This window comes from Serratia sp. (in: enterobacteria) (genome assembly GCF_051654945.1).
In the GTDB taxonomy this organism is placed as follows: Bacteria; Pseudomonadota; Gammaproteobacteria; order Enterobacterales; family Enterobacteriaceae; genus Chania.
The window spans coordinates 1-20522 of the sequence record NZ_JBOFZA010000119.1 but is presented as its reverse complement, the minus strand read 5'-3'; the positions used below and the strand labels follow the sequence as shown (position 1 = coordinate 20522).

At 48.7% G+C, this 20522-nt stretch carries 17 protein-coding genes, 3 pseudogenes and 1 other annotated feature; of the genes and pseudogenes, 13 read left to right on the top strand and 7 right to left on the bottom strand.

The features are described from left to right. Both ACRDCA_RS28575 and ACRDCA_RS28570 read left to right on the top strand, forming a co-directional pair. On the top strand, positions 1 to 408 hold a 408-nt coding region (locus tag ACRDCA_RS28575; protein ID WP_438692543.1), incomplete at its 5' end, for an IS66 family transposase. Between the two features lie 61 nt (positions 409 to 469). Further along, a pseudogene (locus ACRDCA_RS28570) lies at positions 470 to 718 on the top strand (IS5/IS1182 family transposase); the annotation flags it as partial. Between the two features lie 94 nt (positions 719 to 812). Here ACRDCA_RS28570 and ACRDCA_RS28565 read toward each other — a convergent pair. Both ACRDCA_RS28565 and ACRDCA_RS28560 read right to left on the bottom strand, forming a co-directional pair. Continuing rightward, on the bottom strand, positions 813 to 1340 hold the full coding sequence (locus ACRDCA_RS28565; protein WP_438692542.1) for a winged helix-turn-helix domain-containing protein: 528 nt from the start codon (positions 1338 to 1340) through the stop codon (positions 813 to 815). Between the two features lie 72 nt (positions 1341 to 1412). After that, positions 1413 to 2099: pseudogene (locus tag ACRDCA_RS28560) on the bottom strand (transposase). A 460-nt stretch (positions 2100 to 2559) separates the two neighbouring features. Here ACRDCA_RS28560 and ACRDCA_RS28555 point away from each other — a divergent pair. From ACRDCA_RS28555 to ACRDCA_RS28540, 4 genes are all read left to right on the top strand, one after another. Continuing rightward, a complete protein-coding gene (locus ACRDCA_RS28555; protein WP_438692541.1) occupies positions 2560 to 3105 on the top strand; it encodes a fimbrial protein in 546 nt (181 codons plus the stop codon). Positions 3106 to 3156: 51 nt separating this feature from the next. After that, a complete protein-coding gene (locus ACRDCA_RS28550) occupies positions 3157 to 3861 on the top strand; it encodes a fimbria/pilus periplasmic chaperone (RefSeq protein ID WP_438692540.1) in 705 nt (234 codons plus the stop codon). Between the two features lie 180 nt (positions 3862 to 4041). Continuing rightward, on the top strand, positions 4042 to 6627 hold the full coding sequence (locus ACRDCA_RS28545) for a fimbria/pilus outer membrane usher protein (RefSeq protein ID WP_438692544.1): 2586 nt from the start codon (positions 4042 to 4044) through the stop codon (positions 6625 to 6627). A 20-nt stretch (positions 6628 to 6647) separates the two neighbouring features. Beyond that, positions 6648 to 7820: a fimbrial protein gene (locus ACRDCA_RS28540; protein ID WP_438692539.1), complete on the top strand. Its 1173-nt coding sequence runs from the start codon at positions 6648 to 6650 to the stop codon at positions 7818 to 7820. A gap of 36 nt (positions 7821 to 7856) precedes the next feature. Here ACRDCA_RS28540 and ACRDCA_RS28535 read toward each other — a convergent pair. After that, positions 7857 to 8701, bottom strand: a protein-coding gene (locus ACRDCA_RS28535; protein ID WP_438692538.1) for an IS5 family transposase whose coding sequence is annotated in 2 segments (ribosomal slippage) — positions 7857 to 8356 and positions 8356 to 8701 — 846 coding nt in all. Because the reading frame shifts where the segments join, the coding sequence is not laid out codon by codon here. 361 nt (positions 8702 to 9062) lie between these two features. On the opposite strand from ACRDCA_RS28535, the gene ACRDCA_RS28530 reads away from it, so the two are divergent. Genes ACRDCA_RS28530 through cas8c (ACRDCA_RS28520) form a run of 3 tightly spaced genes read left to right on the top strand, consistent with a single transcriptional unit; the run spans position 9063 to position 11456 of the window. Continuing rightward, positions 9063 to 9971, top strand: coding sequence for a hypothetical protein (locus ACRDCA_RS28530; protein WP_438692537.1), 909 nt, complete (start codon positions 9063 to 9065; stop codon positions 9969 to 9971). 13 nt (positions 9972 to 9984) lie between these two features. Beyond that, positions 9985 to 10647: a type I-C CRISPR-associated protein Cas5c gene (cas5c, locus tag ACRDCA_RS28525; protein ID WP_438692536.1), complete on the top strand. Its 663-nt coding sequence runs from the start codon at positions 9985 to 9987 to the stop codon at positions 10645 to 10647. After that, positions 10644 to 11456, top strand: coding sequence for a type I-C CRISPR-associated protein Cas8c/Csd1 (gene cas8c, locus ACRDCA_RS28520; RefSeq protein WP_438692535.1), 813 nt, complete (start codon positions 10644 to 10646; stop codon positions 11454 to 11456). Before cas5c ends, cas8c (ACRDCA_RS28520) begins: the two co-directional genes overlap by 4 nt. Before the next feature lie 50 nt (positions 11457 to 11506). Here cas8c (ACRDCA_RS28520) and istB read toward each other — a convergent pair whose 3' ends face one another. Then, positions 11507 to 12289 carry an IS21-like element helper ATPase IstB gene (gene istB, locus ACRDCA_RS28515; RefSeq protein ID WP_438692534.1) on the bottom strand — a complete coding sequence of 261 codons (783 nt, stop codon included), beginning with the start codon at positions 12287 to 12289 and terminating at the stop codon, positions 11507 to 11509. Continuing rightward, on the bottom strand, positions 12286 to 13308 hold the full coding sequence (istA, locus tag ACRDCA_RS28510; protein WP_438692533.1) for an IS21-like element ISYru1 family transposase: 1023 nt from the start codon (positions 13306 to 13308) through the stop codon (positions 12286 to 12288). Before istA ends, istB begins: the two co-directional genes overlap by 4 nt. Before the next feature lie 58 nt (positions 13309 to 13366). Between istA and cas8c (ACRDCA_RS28505) the strand changes: the two genes are divergently transcribed. From cas8c (ACRDCA_RS28505) to cas2, 4 genes are read left to right on the top strand one after another with little or no spacing between them, the layout of a single operon-like run. Next, positions 13367 to 14323 (top strand): type I-C CRISPR-associated protein Cas8c/Csd1, encoded by a 957-nt coding sequence (cas8c, locus tag ACRDCA_RS28505; RefSeq protein ID WP_438692532.1) that lies wholly within the window; start codon positions 13367 to 13369, stop codon positions 14321 to 14323. After that, complete coding sequence (gene cas7c, locus ACRDCA_RS28500; protein ID WP_438692531.1) at positions 14320 to 15201, top strand: type I-C CRISPR-associated protein Cas7/Csd2; 882 nt, start codon at positions 14320 to 14322, stop codon at positions 15199 to 15201. Before cas8c (ACRDCA_RS28505) ends, cas7c begins: the two co-directional genes overlap by 4 nt. A gap of 5 nt (positions 15202 to 15206) precedes the next feature. Then, a complete protein-coding gene (gene cas1c, locus ACRDCA_RS28495; RefSeq protein WP_438692530.1) occupies positions 15207 to 16856 on the top strand; it encodes a type I-C CRISPR-associated endonuclease Cas1c in 1650 nt (549 codons plus the stop codon). Between the two features lie 13 nt (positions 16857 to 16869). After that, entirely contained in the window at positions 16870 to 17160 is a 291-nt protein-coding gene (cas2, locus tag ACRDCA_RS28490; protein WP_438692529.1) for a CRISPR-associated endonuclease Cas2, read from the top strand. Positions 17161 to 17429: 269 nt separating this feature from the next. Here cas2 and ACRDCA_RS28485 read toward each other — a convergent pair. Next, positions 17430 to 17944 (bottom strand): annotated as a pseudogene (locus ACRDCA_RS28485) (transposase); the annotation flags it as partial. Beyond that, positions 17544 to 17660, bottom strand: a sequence feature (AL1L pseudoknot). Its footprint overlaps the pseudogene before it by 117 nt. Before the next feature lie 412 nt (positions 17945 to 18356). Continuing rightward, entirely contained in the window at positions 18357 to 18752 is a 396-nt protein-coding gene (locus ACRDCA_RS28480; protein ID WP_438692528.1) for a hypothetical protein, read from the bottom strand. Positions 18753 to 20522: the final 1770 nt, after the last annotated feature.

Sequence of the window (20522 nt, the reverse complement as noted above, 5' to 3'; positions counted from 1 at the left end):
GCCAGACAATCCCAAAGCAAGCCGCTGCTGGCATCCCTGCATGTGTGGTTGGTGGAGAAAAGCGCAACGCTGTCGAAAAAATCCCGACTGGGGGAGGCGTTCGCATATGCCCTGAATCAGTGGGATGCGCTGTGCTACTACTGTGATGATGGCCTGGCAGAGCCTGATAACAACGCCGCAGAGCGTGCACTACGAGCAATCTGCCTTGGGAAAAAGAATTACATCTTCTTCGGTAGCGATCACGGAGGCGAACGCGGCGCTCTGTTGTACGGTCTGATCGGTACGTGCAAACTCAATGGTATCGACCCGGAGGCTTACCTTCGTCATATCCTGAGCGTGCTGCCGGAGTGGCCTTCCAACAAAGTAGCGGATCTCCTGCCGTGGAATGTGGATCTTCCTGCCAAATAAGTGTCAATACGGCGCTGACTTTACGCTTACCGAAAAAACGCGATCCAGATTCCTAACCATCAAGTACTATGAGCGTAACCATGCCGTGGCGAATCAGCATCTGAGCGGCAGTAATGACGTCTGGAAAAAGAAAGTGGGTTATCACCGTCGTTCGGTGGCAGAAACGGCGATGTTCCGCATCAAAACCGTGCTGGGTGGTCATCTGAGCCTACGGAACTATGACGCGCCGGTGGGTGAAGCGATGGTGATGGTTAAGGCGCTGAACCGGATGACACTGTTGGGTATGCCGCACAGCATCCGGCTCGCATAACAGATATACAGGTGGAAGCCAACCTGTTGGCTGACTCTGATTTATTCAACAAAGCCAAGGCATAACAGAACCAACTGATTGGAGTCATCACTACTTACCGCTTGTAACGGTTGTTCATTAATAGAATAAAGATGGTAGTGATAAACGCAGTCATTAAACCAAAGCGTACAAATTTTTTCCTTTTCCCTCTAAGTTGTAACGTCGGTTGTTCGAGATGAGTTTCTACGGTTTTATTAACGGGTAGCGCGATCTGCGGACTCTCAACACTATTATTACTTTCCTCATCCATGATTTCAACGGCACCTGAAAATACCACCCCCACTTTGGGTACAGTTCGGATTATGTTTTTGGTTAGTCCGGCTTCCCGTATTCCCTTTCTTAGCAAAGAGATATTTTGATAAAGGGTATTGGCGGTGATATGTTGACCATTTTTTTTCCACACTTCTCTAAAAAACTCTTCTTGGCTGATAACCACACCGGGACGTTGTAACAATAGTTGTAGACAGCGGCTAGTTGGAACATTCAATACGTTCTCTTTTCCCCTTACACATAGGGGGCTCAAACGATGCTCTTCAGGGATGTACAATATAGTACCGTTGATTATTTTATTGTTTTTTTTCAATTAAACACCTTAGATTACTATCGGCCCGTTCGCTTACATAAAGTATAGTTTAGGTTCTGTCGCATTAAGAGCCTATCCCAATAGGATTTTATTCCAGACAATGATGCCGCATGCAAAATGCAGCATTGCTTCATAATTTTCGACTTTCTTCTCCCAGCGCGTCAGTACCCGACGGAAGCGGTTCATCCAGCTGTGAGCTCTCTCCACAACCTAGCGGTGTGCTTTAAAATCCGTCGTTCTGATAGCATCAGACTTCTCTTTCCTCGACTGGATATGGGTTCATAACGACGGCTTTTCAGATAGGCCTCCAGGGTATCAGCAACCAGCTTTATGTCGTGGGTATTGGCACCTGCGACGACAAGTGAGAGCGGAAGCCCATTCGCATCTGTCATCAGGCTGCGTTTTACTCCTTGTTTACCCCGGTCTGTGAATACAGCCGTCCATCGGTAACCATGACCAGTCGATGGCATCCAGTTGCCCGCAGGTAAGCAATCGGTTCTGACAGAACCGTTCAAAAACCCCGGCGTCACGCCATTCCTGGAAACGGCGATGAGCTGAGCTTGATGAGCAGATATGTGTCGCATTCAGCACGTTCCATTGACAACCCGTTCTGAGCACAACGAAAATGGCGTTCATAACAGCACGATTATCAACGCGTTTACGATGCGTCCCCAGCGGGTGACGGGTTTTGTGCTCCGGGATAAGTGGAACCCTCTTTTCCCAGAGTTCATCGCTGACCTGCCACTTGCTGTCTGCCATATTTCGCCCTCAGGAATTTCCATTATTTAGTAACTGACAATTCCTTTTGGGATAGGTTCTAAGATCTTAAATGAGAATGGTTGATATTAAAGAAAAATTAATAATCACTATTTTTCAATTAAGATATTTGATTAATATTATTAAATATCTATATTTTTTTATTAAAAGACCAGTTAAAACTACTTCATTTAAAAAAGTTTCATTATTAGGTTAATATTTACCTTGTCAGCAGGGTAAGCAAGAGGAATGAAGTGTTATCTCTTCCTGCCGAAAATGAAGGTTGAGTCGTTTTTTGCCTCTACCTGATGGGTGATTTTTAACACACTAATTTTTATATAACTGAATGATTCTGTTTTTATAAAAAAATCAAATGCTTAAATTGTTTCTCATCTATGATATGCACATGCTGTTTTAATGGATATTAGAATGGCTTAACAATACAAGGTCAGTAGGGATATATATGAAAAAGTTAGCAATCGTTGCATCTCTGGTCGCAGCATTCGGTTCTGCGGGAATGGTGCAGGCAGCTTCTACCGGCACGATCACTTTTAACGGTGAATTGACCGCGAATACCTGTGACGTCATTGTTGATGGCCAGGCCGCAGACGCGACCGTGGTTCTGCCAACCGTGAGCATTAACCAACTGCAAGCGGCTACCCGCACTGCCGGCGATACCGGTTTCGTGATGGCGCTGAACAACTGTTCGGGTACTTTGCAGACGGCTTCTGCCTTCTTCGAAGCCGGTGCTTCTGTTGATGCGGTAACCGGTCGTTTGAAAAACCTGAGCGGCGGCGCGACCAACGTTAGTCTACAATTACTTGATGGTTCAAGCCCGACTCAGGATGTGATCAAAGCTGGTAGCCAAGACCAGGTAAATAACACCACTTATAAAGACGTCACTGGCGGCAGCGCCACTCTGCCCTACATCGTTCGTTATTATGCAGAAGACGCAACCACCGCTGGCACCGTAGTCAGCAACGTTGTTTATTCTATTCAGTACCAGTAATGGGCTGCGGGAGGGGGGATCCCTCCCACTCTGTCCATTTGTCCGGAGATTATGATGAAGTTTCCCCCTGCTAATTTGTACCAGGTTGGTTTTCTTGCCGCCGTCGCCTTGTTCAGCACCAATAGTCTGGCCAGCGTGGTGATTAGCGGTACGCGGGTGATTTATCCTTCTGATGCCAAGGAGGTCAGTGTCAAGATCAGAAATGACGGCCCCTCTCCGGTTTTATTGCAGAGCTGGATTGATAATGGTGATGCCCATGCCAAACCGGCAGCGATAAAAGTGCCATTTGTGCTGACTCCACCGATGAACCGTGTGGATCCTAGCAAAGGGCAGACCTTACGTATCAGCTACGCAGGCGGCGCGTTGCCTCTGGATAAGGAATCGGTGTTCTGGCTGAACGTGTTGGAAGTACCGGCCAAAAACCAGGCAAAAACCGCAGAGAACCGTTTGCAGATGGCCTTCCGTTCGCGTATCAAGCTGTTCTATCGTCCGGGCGGCCTAGAAGGTAACGCAAATGATGCAGCAAAAGCCATTGTTTGGAGTAGCCAAGACAACCGAGTGCAAGCGACTAACCCGACACCTTATTATGTTTCGCTGGTGAATCTGTCGGTGAATGGTAAAGAACTGAACCATGTGATGGTAGCGCCGTGCAGCACGATATCATTAGATTTGGCTGGAAAAACAGGAATCAAGGTTTCAGGGAGTTTTGTGAATGATTATGGTGCGGTCAATGCTTTTAATTCAATGATAAAATAACGTCGTCAGTTCACATATAGGAAATTGAAACCCTCCATGTCCATAACGATAGCTCGCATTAATCTATTGTCATTGTTTAGGAAATAAGTTATTGAAGAGATCCCTATGTCTAAATCTTTGCAGGATGGCCTACAGGGTCGGCTATCGCCATTGGCTATAGCCATTTTGTCAACTTTTTTTATGGGCAGTGTTAATGCCGAGACAGATATTAATACTACCCCATCGAAAGACATTGCAAAGAGTTTGGAATTTGATACTTCTTTCCTGAATGTTGACGATAAAGAATCGGTCGATCTCAGCCGCTTTGCCAATGGTTCCTCAGGGTTGCCTGGGGTATACAAGACGGCTTTATATATTAACAATCAACCTATCAGCAATACTGATATTGAATTTAAGTCGCGTGCAGATAAATCCGTTTATCCCTGCCTGACCAGCGAGCTGATTAAAAACATTGTGTTTAATTACGACAAGTTACCGGCGGATTTTTTAAGCCAACAGGGCAAGGGCGATCAGTGCATCGATCTGCAGCAAAAATTGCCGGAGGCTCAGGTCAGCTACGATAGTAACGAGCTACGTCTGGATATCGTCATACCCCAAATCTACATGCTGAACATGGCGCGTGGCACCGTGAGCCCTGAACTGTGGGATAGCGGTATACCGGCCTTGTTACTGGGCTATAACGTCAATGGCTACACTAGCGAATCTCACGGTACACACTATAACTCGCTGTTTGCCGGCGTGAACGCCGGGGTGAACGTGGGGGCCTGGTATTTGCGCCACAACGGTTCCTATAACCGGATGGATAACGGCGAGAACCAGTACAGCAATATCAATACTTATATACAGCGCGACATCCCTGCGTTGAAAGCACGTGTGTTGATGGGGCAGTCGAATACCACCGGGCAATTGTTTGATACGCTGCCGTTTACCGGTATTCAACTGACCAGTGACGAGCGGATGTTGCCTGAGTCTTTACGCGGTTACGCGCCGGATATCCGCGGCATCGCCCGTACCAACGCCCGCGTCACCGTGCGCCAGAATGGCCAGGTGTTGTATGAAACCACGGTAACGCCAGGGGAGTACCTGATCAACGCTCTGTACCCGACCGGATATGGTGGCAATCTGGATGTCACCGTGCGGGAGTCCGATGGTACCGAACAGACTTTCAGCGTGCCTTATGCCTCGGTAGCACGGCTGTTACGCCCTGGGTCGTCGCGTTATTCAATCACTGGCGGGAAAGTGCGCAGCGATAACCTGCGCGAAAAACCGACGCTGTACCAGACGGCCTATCTGCTTGGTTTGACCAATACCGTTACCGGTTATGCCGGGCTGCAGGCCAGCCAGGATTATTTTGCGTTGCAATTAGGGGCGGCGGTTGGCACGCCGATCGGCGCTTTGGCGTTTGATGTCATTCAGGCGCGTACCCATTTGGATAACAGCACCGATGCCAATGGCAAACCTCAGTCAAGCTCTAGCCTGAGCGGGCAAAGCTATCAGGTGAGCTACAGCAAGCTGATCAGCGAAACGAACAGTAACCTGTCGCTGGCGGCCTATCGTTTCTCGACCGATGGCTATATGGATTTCATGACCGCGATGCAAACCCGTGACGCCGTGGCGCAAGGGTACTCGCCGGATTCGATCTCGCGCGCCAAAAACCGCCTGACGGTCACCGCCGAGCAAGGTTTGCCAGAAAACTGGGGTCTGTTGTATATCAGTGCTTCATTGCAAAACTACTGGAATAAAGACGGCAGCGAGAAGCAGTACCAGATGGGTTACAACAACCGTTACAAGAGTCTGTCTTATGGTCTCAGCATCAACCGCAGTTTTTCCAGCCTGGGTACGGCACAGACCAACTACCTGCTGAGCTTTAGCCTGCCGTTAGGAAGCAATGATCAGGTTCATACGCCGCAGTTGCGTATGGATTTATCACACAACAGTAGTGGTCATTATGGTCAACAGGCTACGGTTTCCGGTCACGTCGGGACGGAAAATCAGTTCAGCTATGGTGTGACGGCAATGAATGCCAATCAGGGCGCAGGCTCTAGAGGGGCGCTGACTGGTAATTATCGCACGCCAGCAACGGCGTTGAGCGGAACTTACAGCACAGGTAAAGGCTACCAGAGCGCCTCCGCTGGAATGAGCGGTACGGTGGTTGGGCATAGCGGCGGTTTGAGCTTTACTCCCTACACCTCGGACACCGTTGCATTGGTGGAAGCCAAAGGGGCGGAAGGCGCCAAAGTTTCCTCATATCCAGGTGTGAGCATTGATTCGCGCGGATACGCAGTGGTGCCTTACCTGAATCCGTATCAGATGAATGAAATCAATATCGATCCCAAAGGTACTTCGTCCGACGTGGAACTGGACAATACCAGACAGAAAGTGGCGCCATATTCCGGTGCGGTGGTGAAGGTGAAATATACTACTAAGAAGGGTTCGCCAATTCTGGTAAATGCGATCTATCAAGGGGAACCGGTGCCGTTTGGGGCGGATATCTTTGACAGTAAAGGCAACAGCGTTGGTACGGTGGGGCAAGGTGGACAACTGTACGCACGTGTGGATGAAGAAAAGGGCCAGTTAAAAGTGAAATGGGGCGACAACGGCGCAATGCAGTGCACGGTCAACTACGTGCTGATGCCGACACCGAAAGGGCTGGTACAGACTCAAATGCAGCAGTTCAACTCTACTTGTTCTGCTATAGATAACGCTGTGCCGTTAGATAAAAGGTTGACGAAAAATGGTACGACCATCGTGGCGGCTCGTAGTTAAGAAAATAGTAAGGGTTACTCATGGGAAAAGTTATTTATATTGTCGGCTACCTGCTATTGGCATTAACCAGCCTCAATAGTTGGGCTGCACTGACCTGCACACCCGGGAAAGGTATTCCTCGTGTCGATACTGTGCAACTGAATCCGCCGACTATTTCCGCTGGTGCAGATATGCCGATTGGCACGGTAATTTATCAGGGAAGATGGCTCGCGGGGGACAAAGATATCGCGACACGGTGTGAAACACCGCGCGCTGATACGCTATGGTACAACTTGCTCGTCACCCTTAGAAATGCGCCCATGCCTCTTAGCGCCTGGTCTGACGGCCCTTTTGGCGGTGGTATCTATCAGACCAATATACCTGGTGTTGGTGTCGCGATTTCCGTTGGCAGCCCCAATGTTAGAGTGGTAACAGTGGGTTCACCGGTTTATGGGTATACCACCGATCCATCTTATATATTCACTGGTGCAGGAGCCTTGATATTAAGTATGTCGAATAGCACGCTCTATATCTCATTAATTAAAACAGGACAAATTAACCCGGGTGATTATACGCTTAATGCGTCCAGACTCCCTTCTTTCGGTATTGATATAGTTAACCCGCGAAGCCATGCTGCTGTTGCCGGGCTTCCAATACAAATAAATTCTATCAGACTCCAGGGGCAACTGACGGTATCTACGCAGACCTGTACCACTCCAGACGTCTCTGTTCAACTGGGTACTTATGAGAAGAGTCTACATTTTAAAGGTATCAACTCAACGACCCCATGGATTGACTCTTCCATTTCGTTGACCAATTGCCCGACCTTTCATGGCTTCTATAACCAGGATAATAGTGCGTTATTGTTTGATTATAACGCAGGTGGGGCAGTTAGCGTGGGGGCTTCGATCAATAACAGCATTGGTGTACGATTGACGCCGACCACCAAAGTGATTAATGCCGCCAACGGGATAATGGCAATCGACTCCACAGTAGCCGGGGCGGCATCGGGCGTAGGTATCCAGCTCGGTTGGGGGGAGAGCAGTCAAACGCCGACGCTATTTAACTTTGCAGCAGAACAATCGGTGACGTTACCGAAAGATGGCAGCCCGACAATTCGTGTCCCACTGGTCGCCCGCTATATACAAACGGCAGCGAACCCTACACCAGGCAAGGCGAACGGCAAAGTGACGCTTACGATTAATTATTATTGAACAATATCAATCTTACTGGGTATTAGGCTGTATCCCTTAACCCAATAATCGCTTTAAAAATAACCGAATAGAGCCTAGTTTAAGGATGCAAAGGTAATTTCTGGCCGTTTTCTCCGAACGTGTGGCAATGCGACGATATTCTTTTAACAGCCCAAAGCAGCGCTCTACGACATTACGTTTTTTATACCGCTGAGTATCCAGTTTCCTTCGTCCATCTCGGCTGGCTTTTTCATTCGATTTAAAAGGGATAACCGCTTTTATCCCTTTTATTTTCAAGCAGTCACGAAACTTCCGACTCGAATACCCCTTATCGGCCAGCACGGCGTTGGGGCGGGACTTTAGGTGCCCACTTTTTCGAATGATTCCGACTCGGTTTAGCAACGTTTCAGCATATTGGCTCTCATGAGCTTGTCCACCACTCAAGCAAAAGCTTAGTGGTAATCCTGAGCTATCTGTCGCCAAATGGACTTTGGTACCAAAACCACCTCGAGAACGACCAAGCCCATGATCCTCGAGTTCATCGGGATATTTTTTTTAGCTCCCGCGGCGGCTTTTAACGCTCTGATATTGCTGCCATCAAGTGCTATAGCATCCCAATCGATGAGTTTTCTTTCATCCAGAATATGGAGTAATTTATTGAAAATGCTATTTATTATTCCAGATTTCGACCAGCGATTAAAACGGTTGTAAATCGTTTTCCAGTTGCCATACCTTTCAGGCAGATCTCGCCAAGGAGCACCCGAGCAAAGAACCCAAAAAATCCCGTTCATTACAGGCCTATGCTCAAGGTAGGGCCGACCACCTTTAACACTATTACGTTCAGGCGGTAACATAGAAGAAATGAGCGCCCAGGCTTCATCTGGAACATCGTAACGAGCCAAATTCGAAAGCTTCCTGTCGGTTAAACATAACTATATTGTACAAAAAATAGTTACGGGACATACCCTAGCCGTTGCCGTAAGCTGCATAATCTCATCGATAGCATCATCATCCTTGATGAAGCCCAACAATTACCACGCGATTTCCATCAGCCTATCACCAATGTCATGGCGCAGCTCAGTGAGTTGTTTGGCGTTACTTGGGTACTGTGTACGGCAACCCAACCGGTGTTGGCAGAGAGCCGGGATCCGTTTGGACGATTATTGATGCCTGGTTTACACAATGTACGAGAAATTATCGCCAACCCTGTGCACTTGGCGCAGCAACTCAAACGGGTAAAAGGTCACCTTTTCCGCTGAACCCATGAGTTGGCAACAGGTTGCCGACGAATTGATAGAGGAAGAGTGCGTTCTTTGTATCGTCAACACGCGTCGCCACGCACGTGAACTTTTTAACCTGTTACCTGATGATGGCTATCGTATTCATCTTTCTGCACATATGTGTGCGGCTCATCGTAGTCAGGTGATTACCGAGATTCGGCAGCGGCTTGAGGCTCGCCGCCAGGGGGATAAACAGCCATTGAGAGTAATCAGTACTCAATTGGTAGAAGCGGGTGTGGATCTTGATTTCCCAGCGGTATTTCGTGCTATGGCCGGGTTGGATGCTATTGCCCAGGCTGCAGGACGCTGTAATCGTGAAGGTGTGATGGGGACACTGGGCCATGTGTGGGTATTTATGCCCACAGAATCAGCGCCTGTTGGCCTGCTCCGGCAGGCAGAGCAATGCACGTTGGCCATGTTGAAAGCAGGTTTGCTCTCTGACCCGCTGTCGCCGAAAACCCTTGAGCAATACTTCATGCGTCTCAATAGCCAAGGGGATCGTGATAAACATAAGATTTGTGAGAAATTGACGGCCAAATCCTCACCGGATGCGCCACTCGCTATTCAATTTCGTGAAGCAGCAGAAAGCTTCCGCTTAATTGATGATAAAGGCGTCGCGGTGATTGTGCCTTACTGCCCTGTGGGTCAGGATGAAAGTCCGATATCTATGCTGATCAACACATTAGAAAGTGATCCTACCGCAAAATGGGTGTATCGAAAATTGCAGCGTTATAGCGTGACGTTGCCTGAGTCTCTGGCTAAAGCGCTACAAGCCATCGGCACTCTGCAAGTCTGTGCGGGTCAAATGGTGTTATTAGAAAGTCACTACCATCCATGCTGGGGCGTGGAGTTGCCAGATACGCTGTTATCTGCGGAGCGTTCAGTTATTTGATCACGGAGAGAATATGGAATTTTGTCTGGATATCAGTGGAGATTTTGCCTGCTTTACGCGCCCGGAGATGAAGGTTGAGCGTGTAAGTTACGATGTCATAACCCCGTCAGCAGCCCGCAGTGTCTTTGAAGCGATCCTGTGGAAACCGGCGATACGCTGGCAAGTGACCCGTATTGAGGTCATCAACCCGATCCGTTGGATTAACCTGCGCCGCAATGAAGTCGGCTCGGTGATTTCCAGTCGTAATGTGAAAACGGCGATGACGGCAGGCAAAGGGCATCTCGGGCTCTATATCGAAGAGGAACGCCAGCAACGTGCGGGCTTACTGCTGCGTGATGTCCGTTATCGTCTTTATGCCGAATTTCATCTCACCGCTAAAGCGGGTGGCGGTGATAATGCGGCGAAATTCGCCGACATGTTTCGACGCCGGGCAGAAAAGGGGCAATGTATCAACCAGCCCTATCTGGGATGCAGAGAGTTTGCCTGTGATTTTACCTTAGTCAGTGATGCCGATCCTCTGCCTTTACCATTAACTCAGGATATCGATTTGGGTTGGATGCTCTATGACATGGATTACAGCGATCCGTCATCACCCAACCCTCTGTTTTTCCGGGCGCAAATGATACAAGGGCGAATTGATATTCCTGACTTGAATAGCCCGGAGGTATTCGCATGATCCTGCAGGCATTATGTGATTACTACCAGCGTAAACAGGCCGACCCGAATACTGCCCTGGCTCCGTTTGGTTTTGAAGAGAAAGGGATCCCGTTTCTGGTGGTGATTGATCGCGATGGTCGGTTTATTCAATTTGAAGATACCCGCGTGATGGAAGGGAAAAAGCCAATACCACGTCGCTTTAGGGTGGCCAAAGGGATCAAGAAAACCTCGGGTGTAGCGGCTAATTTACTGTGGGATCCAGCGGATTACGTCTTGGGTATTGATAAAAAAGGTAATCCACAACGCACGGAACAGCAGCGGCAAAGCTTTATTGAGCAGATCCGTTTTTTACTGTGTGATGCAGTAACAGATGCGGGTGTTGCCGCTGTGCTGCGTTTTTATGAACAGCCAGAGCAATCTTTAATTGCAGACCGGCATTGGGCAGAGATCGTTGAAACCAATCCGGTGATGACGTTTAGCCTGTTGGAGGATGGGGGGAAGATTGTGTTCCACCGCTCCGACGTTCTGGCAGCTTATCAGCAGGCCATCAACCAGCAGGGCGATGCACGTTCCCGCTGCTTGGTCACCGGGGAGTTACTGCCAATGGCGGTACTTCATCCCTCCATTAGGGGGGTATGGGGTGCGCAATCCTCGGGAGCCAGCCTGGTTTCATTTAATAAAGATGCATTCCGTTCATGGGGAAAAGAGCAGGGTGCCAACTCCCCGGTCAGTGAGAAGGCCGCGTTTGAATATACCACGGCACTGAATTATCTGTTAGAGACGAGTAGTCTCAATCGGATGCAACTGGGTGATGTCAACGACGGGTAAAAAGTGATCCACTTACATCTCCACCGACGGTCTAATATTGATCCACCGTTTTACTCAGGATTAGCCTCAGCGATAACCCCGGCCTTTCGTTTCTGTTTGAGTCGATAGCTCTCTCCTTTTATTTGAACAACGTGTGAGTGGTGTAAGATCCGATCCAGCATCGCCGATGTCAGTGCTGCATCCCCGGCGAACGTCTGATCCCACTGCCCGAACGGCAGGTTGGACGTCAGGATCATCGCGCTCTTCTCGTAACGTTTGGCGATGACCTGGAAGAACAGCTTTGCCTCCTCCTGGCTGAACGGCAGATAGCCTATTTCGTCGATAATAAGCAGTTTGGGCGCCATGATCCCCCGCTGAAGCAGGGTCTTATAACGACCCTGTCGCTGGGCTGTAGACAGCTGGAGTAACAGATCTGCCGCGGTCGTGAAGCGAACCTTGATACCCGCACGCACCACCTCGTAGCCTATAGCTATAGCCAGATGTGTTTTCCCCACGCCGGATGGCCCCAACAACACGATGTTTTCGTTGCGCTCGATGAAGCTCAGTGAACGTAAGGACTGGAGTTGTTTTTGTGGTGCCCCGGTGGCGAAGGTGAAGTCATATTCCTCGAACGTTTTTACTGCCGGGAAGGCCGCCATTCGAGTAAACATGGCCTGTTTTCGCTGATGCCGGGCCAGTTTTTCTTCATGCAGCAGATGTTCCAGGAAGTCCATGTAGCTCCATTCCTGGTCTACTGCCTGTTGCGACAGAGCTGGCGCGGCACTGATAAGACTGTCCAGTTGCAGTTGTTCGGCGAGGACCATCAGCCGTTGATGTTGCAGTTCAACCATCATGCAGCTCCTCTGCAGAACGTGTCATAGATGGACAACGGATGGTGCAGTGGCTGCCTGTCGAAGGTCACCAGGCCTTCGTCGACCTGAACATCATACTGTTTTTTCTCCGGCGGCAGCGCCAGCATGGATTGCTGTTCCTCTATCCAGCGATCACAGGGACGCGTCTGGATGGTTTCATGTTTCCGTTGGTTGGCCACATCGTACAGCCAGCGCAGACCGTAGCGGTTTGCGGTCTCAACATCGACGGTGATCCCCATCGGGCGCAGACGCGTCATTAGCGGGATGTAGAAGCTGTTACGGGTGTACTGCACCATCCGCTCCACCTTGCCTTTGGTTTGTGCCCTGAAGGGGCGGCACAGCCGGGGAGAGAAGCCCATCTCTTTACCGAACTGCCACAGGGAAGGATTGAACCGGTGCTGTCCAGTCTGGTAAGCATCACGCTGGAGTACCACTGTTTTCATATTGTCGTACAGTATTTCCCGCGGCACACCGCCAAAGAAGATGAACGCATTACGGTGACAGGTTTCCAGCGTGTCGAAGCGCATATTGTCGGTGAACTCGATGTACAGCATTCTGCTGTACCCCAGAACGGCAACGAACACATGAAGCGGGGATTTGCCGTTCCGCATGGTCCCCCAATCGACCTGCATCTGCCGTCCGGGCTCGGTTTCGAAGCGAACGACAGGCTCAGGCTCCTGAGGTATGGCAAAGGAACGTATGAACTCTCTCAGGATGGTCATACCACCACGATAGCCCTGTTCCATGATTTCGCGGGCGATAACCGTTGCTGGAATTTTATAAGGATGGGCATCAGCGATGCGTTGGCGAATATAGTCCCGGTATTCATCCAGAAGTGAAGATGCTGCAGGACGCGGCGTATATTTTGGCGGCTCAGATTGCGCACGCAGATAGCGCTTTACAGTGTTACGGGAGATGCCCAGTTCCCTGGCGATCGCCCGACTGCTCATACCCTGCTTGTGCAGGATTTTAATTTCCATAACTGTCTCAAAAGTGACCATAAGCTCTCCCGAATCAGGAGAGCAGATTAACCCCTGGATCTGATTTCAGGCGTCGGATATGGATCACTTTCGCACCGTTAGTGACACCTCCGTAGTGTGCTGGGCAGCCAAAAATCATCCACTGGAAACCCTGTTGCCATTCATTTTTTCTGATAGTCCCAGAGACGATCCCGATCGTAATGTTCGTGCTGTGACTACGCTTTATGCCAGCCTGCATAACGGTACTTATCAAGGTGCAGGGGCCACCGAGCGTTTTTACTTACTGGGGTTATCACCCAATGCGGCACGGGTGGCTATCCGTTTCTGGCTGGTAGGGACGGTCGCGGATTTTGCTCAACGTTTGTGGCAATGGCTTGATGATATTGAACTGGTGGGTGCTCGTGATTTGCCAGGGCGTCCAGCGTTAAAAACCTTGTTACGCAGTACAGCATTACTGGGTAAAGAAGAAAATTTGCCACCTCATTGGGTGGGTGAGGTTGTACGGGCGATTTTATCGGGTTCGCCTTTACCCACTGCCTTACTCACCGGAGTATTGAATCGCATTAAAGCGGAATCGGGCGCGGTTAATGATTATCGGGCCGCGTTGATCAAGGCGTGGTTGAACCGCCATTTTCGTCAGCAAAAGCTGAAGGGGGTAACTGTGTCACTCAATCTGGAAGAAGACCGTATCGGCTATCTATTGGGAAGGCTGTTTGCTGCGCTAGAGAAATTACAAACCGATGCAAACCCTGGGCTTAATGCAACGATCCGCGATCGCTACTACAGCAGTGCCAGTTGTACGCCCAAGGCGGTATTTGGCACCCTGATGCGTTTACACACTCACCATCTGAAAAAACTGGATAGACCTGAATATCGCATTGCGGCCCAAAATCGTATTCAGGAGATTGTTGCGGCTATTACTGATTTTCCGGCCCATCTGGATCTGGCTCAACAGGGGCTGTTTGCTATTGGTTATTACCATCAACGCCAGGATTTCTTTACCAAGAAAACATCTACTCAAGGAGAGGCAGCATGAGTCTGAGCAATCGCTATGAATTCGTTTTGTTGTTTGACGTCAAGGATGGCAACCCTAATGGCGACCCGGATGCGGGCAATTTACCTCGTGTGGATGCGGAAACCGGGCAAGGCCTGGTCACTGATGTCTGCCTGAAACGTAAAGTGCGCAACTTTGTCGGTCTGCATAAAGGAGAAACGCCACCCTATGAAATCTACGTCAAAGAGAAGGCGATCCTGAATAAAACCCATGAGCGTGCCTATGAAGGAATTGGCAAGTCCGACTTGCTGAAAGGGGATGATAAAAAACGTAAAAGGGGTGATGCGGTAGATGAAGCTCGCCAGTGGATGTGCAAAAACTTCTATGACATTCGTACCTTTGGTGCCGTGGTGTCTACAGGCGTTAACTGTGGTCAGGTTCGTGGGCCAGTACAGCTTACGTTTGCCCGCTCCATTGATCCGATTGTAGCTCATGAGCATTCCATCACTCGCTGTGCCGTGGCAACGGAAGCCGAAGCTCAGAAACAGGATGGTGACAACCGTACTATGGGCCGCAAAAATACCGTGCCTTATGGTTTATATCGCTGCCACGGTTATGTTTCAGCGCATTTGGCACAGCAAACCGGTTTCAGTGAGGAAGATCTCGGGCTATTTTGGAATTCGTTGATCAACATGTTTGATCATGACCGCTCAGCCGCTCGTGGTGAAATGAGCGCCTGTGCTCTGTATGTCTTCAAGCACGACAGCGTATTGGGTAATGCCCCTGCCCGTAAACTTTTCGATACCATCAATATTGAACGCGTGACCGATGGCCCTGCACGCAGTCTGTCTGATTATCGCATCAGTGTGGCTGAGGATCAGATCCCAGGTGGCGTAACGTTACACGCTATGCTGGCGTAAATAAGATGGCTGATACGCGACTGATCCCACTATCCGCCTTGCAACATTATGCGTTTTGTCCCAGGCAGTGTGCCTTGATTCATAATGAACAAGTGTGGGCAGATAACTGGTTGACTGCGCAGGGGGAGTTACTGCATCAACGTGTGGATCACGGTCCGCCAGAGACCCGAAAGGGGATACGGTATGAACGTGGTTTACCCGTCAGTGCGCCGCAGCTTGGTCTTTCCGGCAAGCTGGATCTGCTGGAGAAAGATCTCTCTACCGGGGCGCTAACGCCGGTGGAGTATAAGCGCGGTAAGCCAAAGCGTCATAATAGCGATGCTATTCAACTTTGTGCGCAGGCACTCTGCCTGGAGGAAATGACAGGGCAGGTTGTTGCCACGGGAGCACTATGGTACTGGCAAACCCGGCATCGGCTGGATATTGCCCTTGATAGCGCCTTGCGTCAGCGGACACTCTCGGTCATTGCCTCTGTCGCTGAACTGCTGCGTTCTGGTGATACCCCTAAGGCACAGGCTGGAAAACACTGCCAGTCTTGTTCACTGCTTGACGAATGTCGCCCTAAGCAGCAACAAGATACCTCCATTACCTATGTGTCGGCGATTTACGCATCAGTGGAGGAGGGGGGAATGAAGAAACTACAGAACTGCCTTTATATTAATCGTGATGGTGCCTATCTGCATAAAGAACGGGAAACATTATTGATAGAGCAGACGATTGATGGTCAACGTCAGAAATTACTGCAAGTACCGATCCATTCCGTCGGTAATATTTTCTGTTTCGGTAATATCATGGTGTCACCACAATTAATGGGATTCTGCGGCGAGAATGGCACCCAGCTTTCTTTTTTTGATCGCTTTGGTCGTTTTCAAGCCCGCGTTGTCGGTAAGCAAACCGGTAATGTTTTGTTACGCAGAGCACAGTTTCGCCGCAGCGAAATTGGCGATGTTGTGATCGCCCGTAATATTGTCGCGGCCAAGATCCAATCGTCTCGGATCGTACTGTTGCGCCATTTACGCACTTATGGCGAACAGGCGGATATTCGCGCGGCAACTCATAGGATGCGCCAGATTGTTGCTGAACTGGCCGTACAGTCTGATCTTGATCGGATACGTGGTTTGGAGGGGGAGGCGGCTAGCCACTATTTCGGTGTGTTTAACCAATTACTGACCCATCGCAGCGGTTTTGCTTTCGATGGGCGTAATAGAAGGCCACCACGTGATCCGGTCAACGCCATGCTGTCGTTTTTGTATTCGATGATGTCTAAAGAGATCAGTGGTGCTCTGCAAGGCGTTGGGTTAGATCCTCAAGTTGGTTTTTTACACGTTGAAAGGCCGGGGCGTGACAGTCTGGCGCTGGATCTGCTTGAAGAGTTTCGCGCCCCTATTGTTGATCGGTTGGTGCTGACATTGATTAATCGGCAACAGTTGAAAACATCGGATTTCACCACCGATATGCTGGGGGGAGTAATACTCAAGGATGATGCCAGAAAACAAGTTCTCCAGGCGTGGCAAACTAAAAAGCAGGAAGAAATCACTCACCCCTTTTTGCAGGAAAAGATTGCAATAGGTCTATTACCCCATGTACAAGCCCTGTTGCTTGCCCGCCATTTACGGGGTGATTTGGCTGTATATCCTCCTTATATATATCGCTGAAAAGGATCTCGGAATGATGGTTTTGGTGACCTACGATGTTTCTCTGGCTGATGCTAATGGTCCTCGTCGGCTTAGGCAATTGGCTAAAATGTGTCTGGACTACGGCGTTAGAGTGCAATATTCGGTGTTTGAATGCGAAATTGACTCTGCCCAGTGGGTGCATTTTCGAGCAAAACTACTCAGTATTTATGATGCTGACGTCGATAGTTTACGCTTCTGGTTAGGTAAGGAATGGCGAAACAAAGTTGAACACCATGGTGCCAAGCCCGCTATTGATATCTTCAAAGATCATTTGATCCTCTGAATTTCCTTCCGCCAACCTGTAGTCCTCATCAAAAAACCAATAGGTTGGCGTGACATTATTGCTATGAAAAAAAAGAGAAATTTCACTATCCCGCTTATTAGCGGGATATCTGTGCTTAGTTAACTTCGGGTTGGCGCAAAATGCTTGCCAAGAGTAGACTACGCAAGCCCTTGCAATAAGGGAGCCGTGCCCCACGCGGGCACGTGGGTTGAAACAGCGTGTTGTGGATGATGACCTGTTGATCGCCGTGCCGTGCCCCACGCGGGCACGTGAGTTTCATCGTATACCCGTTGTATTGCGGATTTGAGCCTATCATCACGCTGTTCACGCTGGCTGTGTTTCTCCGGATGTCGACGTCGCTGGTCATGCCAATAATACGTTGACGGAGCAATATCCAGTTCGTGGCATACCGGTCCGACCCCATATTCAGCGCGAAGGGTATCCAGCTGCGGCATTGTTTTTTCCACAGGCAGTCGAACTCCGCCTTGGAAAAATAAGCGGAAGCCTGGCGCAGAATGTCGTTACTACGACGCAACTCCAGGTTCTCACGTTGCAGCTCTTGGAGTAGTTCACGCTCATCAGAGGTAAGGCCACCATTGGTGCTACCGCCACCGGCGTCCCGTTCATGTTGACGAAGCCAAGCTCGCAGGGTGTCGCCATGGCAGCCGATCTTCGGAGCGATGGCTTTAACAGCGTCGTGCTCTGATTTGTATTCGCTGCGATGTTCCAGCAGCATTCTGACCACGCGTTCACGCAGCTCGGGGGGATAACGTTTTGATGACATAGTCGGGTCTCCTTTTACTGAGAGTTTAGTCTCCAAGATTCCCGGTGCGGTTCAACCTGCTCAGAAGTCGACTGCACATTGGGCGGTCAGCCCTGTGAACTGGTGCAGTCGTCTTCTGAAAATGACAGACAGCTTCAACACGGACATCGTGTAGCCAGTGCTCAAAGAAATTGTACTCATAGGCAAAGCGATCACCGGCATCGAAATCGCCAATCACGATCTGGAAAATGAAGTGAAGCGCGGCCACTGATGTATCGGCAGCAATCCTCAGCCGACGCCAGACCATGGGACTGACGCCACGAACAGCGATTTTGATGACGTAGCTCTTCATAGCCAACAGGTATTGTTATGAAATGATGCTGGTTATTTTAACCCCTGTGGAAATCCTATTCGATGACTGCCCCACGGTTTTTCATGCTCTCCCACAAAGAGGGCGTAATTCATCACCAGAATGAGATACAGGGCTAACATCCAGATGACAGAAAACAGGGCACACCACCTGGATGCCAAAGATCTGATAAAGGCGATGATGGTGATAAAGGTCAGTCACCGTGAAATAGTTCGTATATATAACAAAGGCGGTCAGCAAAATGAATCCGAACGCAGCTGATGCAATGTGAAGCAGGGAATACGGTTTTTTGATGTTTCTTTTCGATTTTGCGACCATCTCTTTACCGACATAAATTGACAGGATCGGCGTAACAATTGAAACATAATTGGCGATGGCCTTCGCCGTCAATGGAAACAGCTCCGAAGTGACCCCTACCGGGCCTAGCAGTCGCTGGCCGAGGAATTGATTAAACGACATAAACGCCCCTGAATCAGGGACGGCAGGAATGATGTAAGCCAGATCCCTACGCACTGGGCAATAGCATCAATAGGGTATGGGGCAACGGAAGGCGTTTCGGAGCAGAGACATGGATGGACAGACAGCATCATAATAACAGCATCTTAATGTGTACGATACAACCCGTTCTTCCTCAGACGGGCTAAGTTCGGCAATTTCAATGGATTATTGTTGATCACATTCGGAACTGGTCAGAGCCGGTTGCTATTTTTTGCATCAGACATAGTGTTGGGATTCATGTAAATTCAGCTCACTGGCGTGTTTTATCAACGCCAATCTGCAGGGGAAAAGCTAGGCGGTGCTTATGAACCCCTGAATTAATAAGTTAAAAAACAATGACTTATAGGAAAATCATTCAATATTCTCCTTAAGCTTCTTACTCTGTGCTGCAGCATCATTACTCAACTAATCATTAGTTACTACTGCTATTTTTATCCAATAACGTCGACTTTCTTAGCAGTTAAGATCAAAAAAAAATCCATACCAGCATATAATGCTAAAAATATACATTTACCGATCTGTTGTGTTGTTGATTTTATCATTCACAGATCATTATCTTGCAATGTGCGTTCAATTAAGATTATACTTGTTTGGTACCGCTTGATTCTTGTTGTGAGTGGTTTGGCATGTCACCAGATATTAAGAGGGGTACTATTATAGCGATGGTTTAGAGTTTGTAATTAAGCTTTACAAGTGATGGGGAAATGGTCATTGCTTCGGCAATGCAGTGAATGTATATACTAAAATAGAATTGAGTATAGCATATTGACGCAGTTTACCGCGGTTATTATTTGGTTGATTGCAACCTATCTATTCAATGGACTGAGTGCATACAATATGACATATTGCATCGTTACAAATGATTATTATTTTTTAGTCGGTGTCAGTTCGATTTTTAAATCTCTGGGGCTTTCATTTTCATCTGAATTCGTTTACTCACCCGACTGCAATATCTGTACAAGACAGCATGCCGACGTCGTTGTGTGTTTCTTTCATTATATATCCTTATACCAAAGGCAATTGATAAACATCAGTGAGCTTTCCGATTGTGTATTCTTGGTCGTGGACAAGGCTACAGATAAAATGAATGCTTTTCCTATTATTGTTGCCTCAGCCTCATTACCCATTGACAAATTCACGGCAACAATTATTGGTATTAATCCTAGTCAATGGCATTATCCTTGGTTCACGTTGAGAACGAAGAGAATAATTGATTCATTCTATCAAAACAGACCATTGAGTTCCATATCCACAATGGCTGGAGTGAGTGGAAAGTCCGTTTACGGTATAAAAAGACGTCTGATAAAAGCAATGGGGTTAGGGAACCTGAATAGTGCATACGGTTTAATCATTGCCCACTGCATTGTCACCCTGCAGGCGTGTTACAATATCAGGAATTGATCACGATGTTGTATTGTTAATCGACGAATAGAACGGTAATATTAAAAGCCATTTGATATGACTTAATAGGCATATTTTCATCCAGTAATCGCGATGGTATTTTATTTAATAAAATGGATCCAATAAGGCGTCAGTCTTTATTTTTGTTGGATGTGAAGTAATTTAGTTTACTTCACTAACGGATAGCGGCCCCCCGTTATTCAGCTCGGTTGTTTAATAAAAGGAAATTAATCATGACTCTGAACAAAAGCATTTTGGCACTGGGCGTAGCGACCTCCCTGTCCGTGTCATCTTTGGCGATGGCTGTCGACGGCACCATTACTATTAATG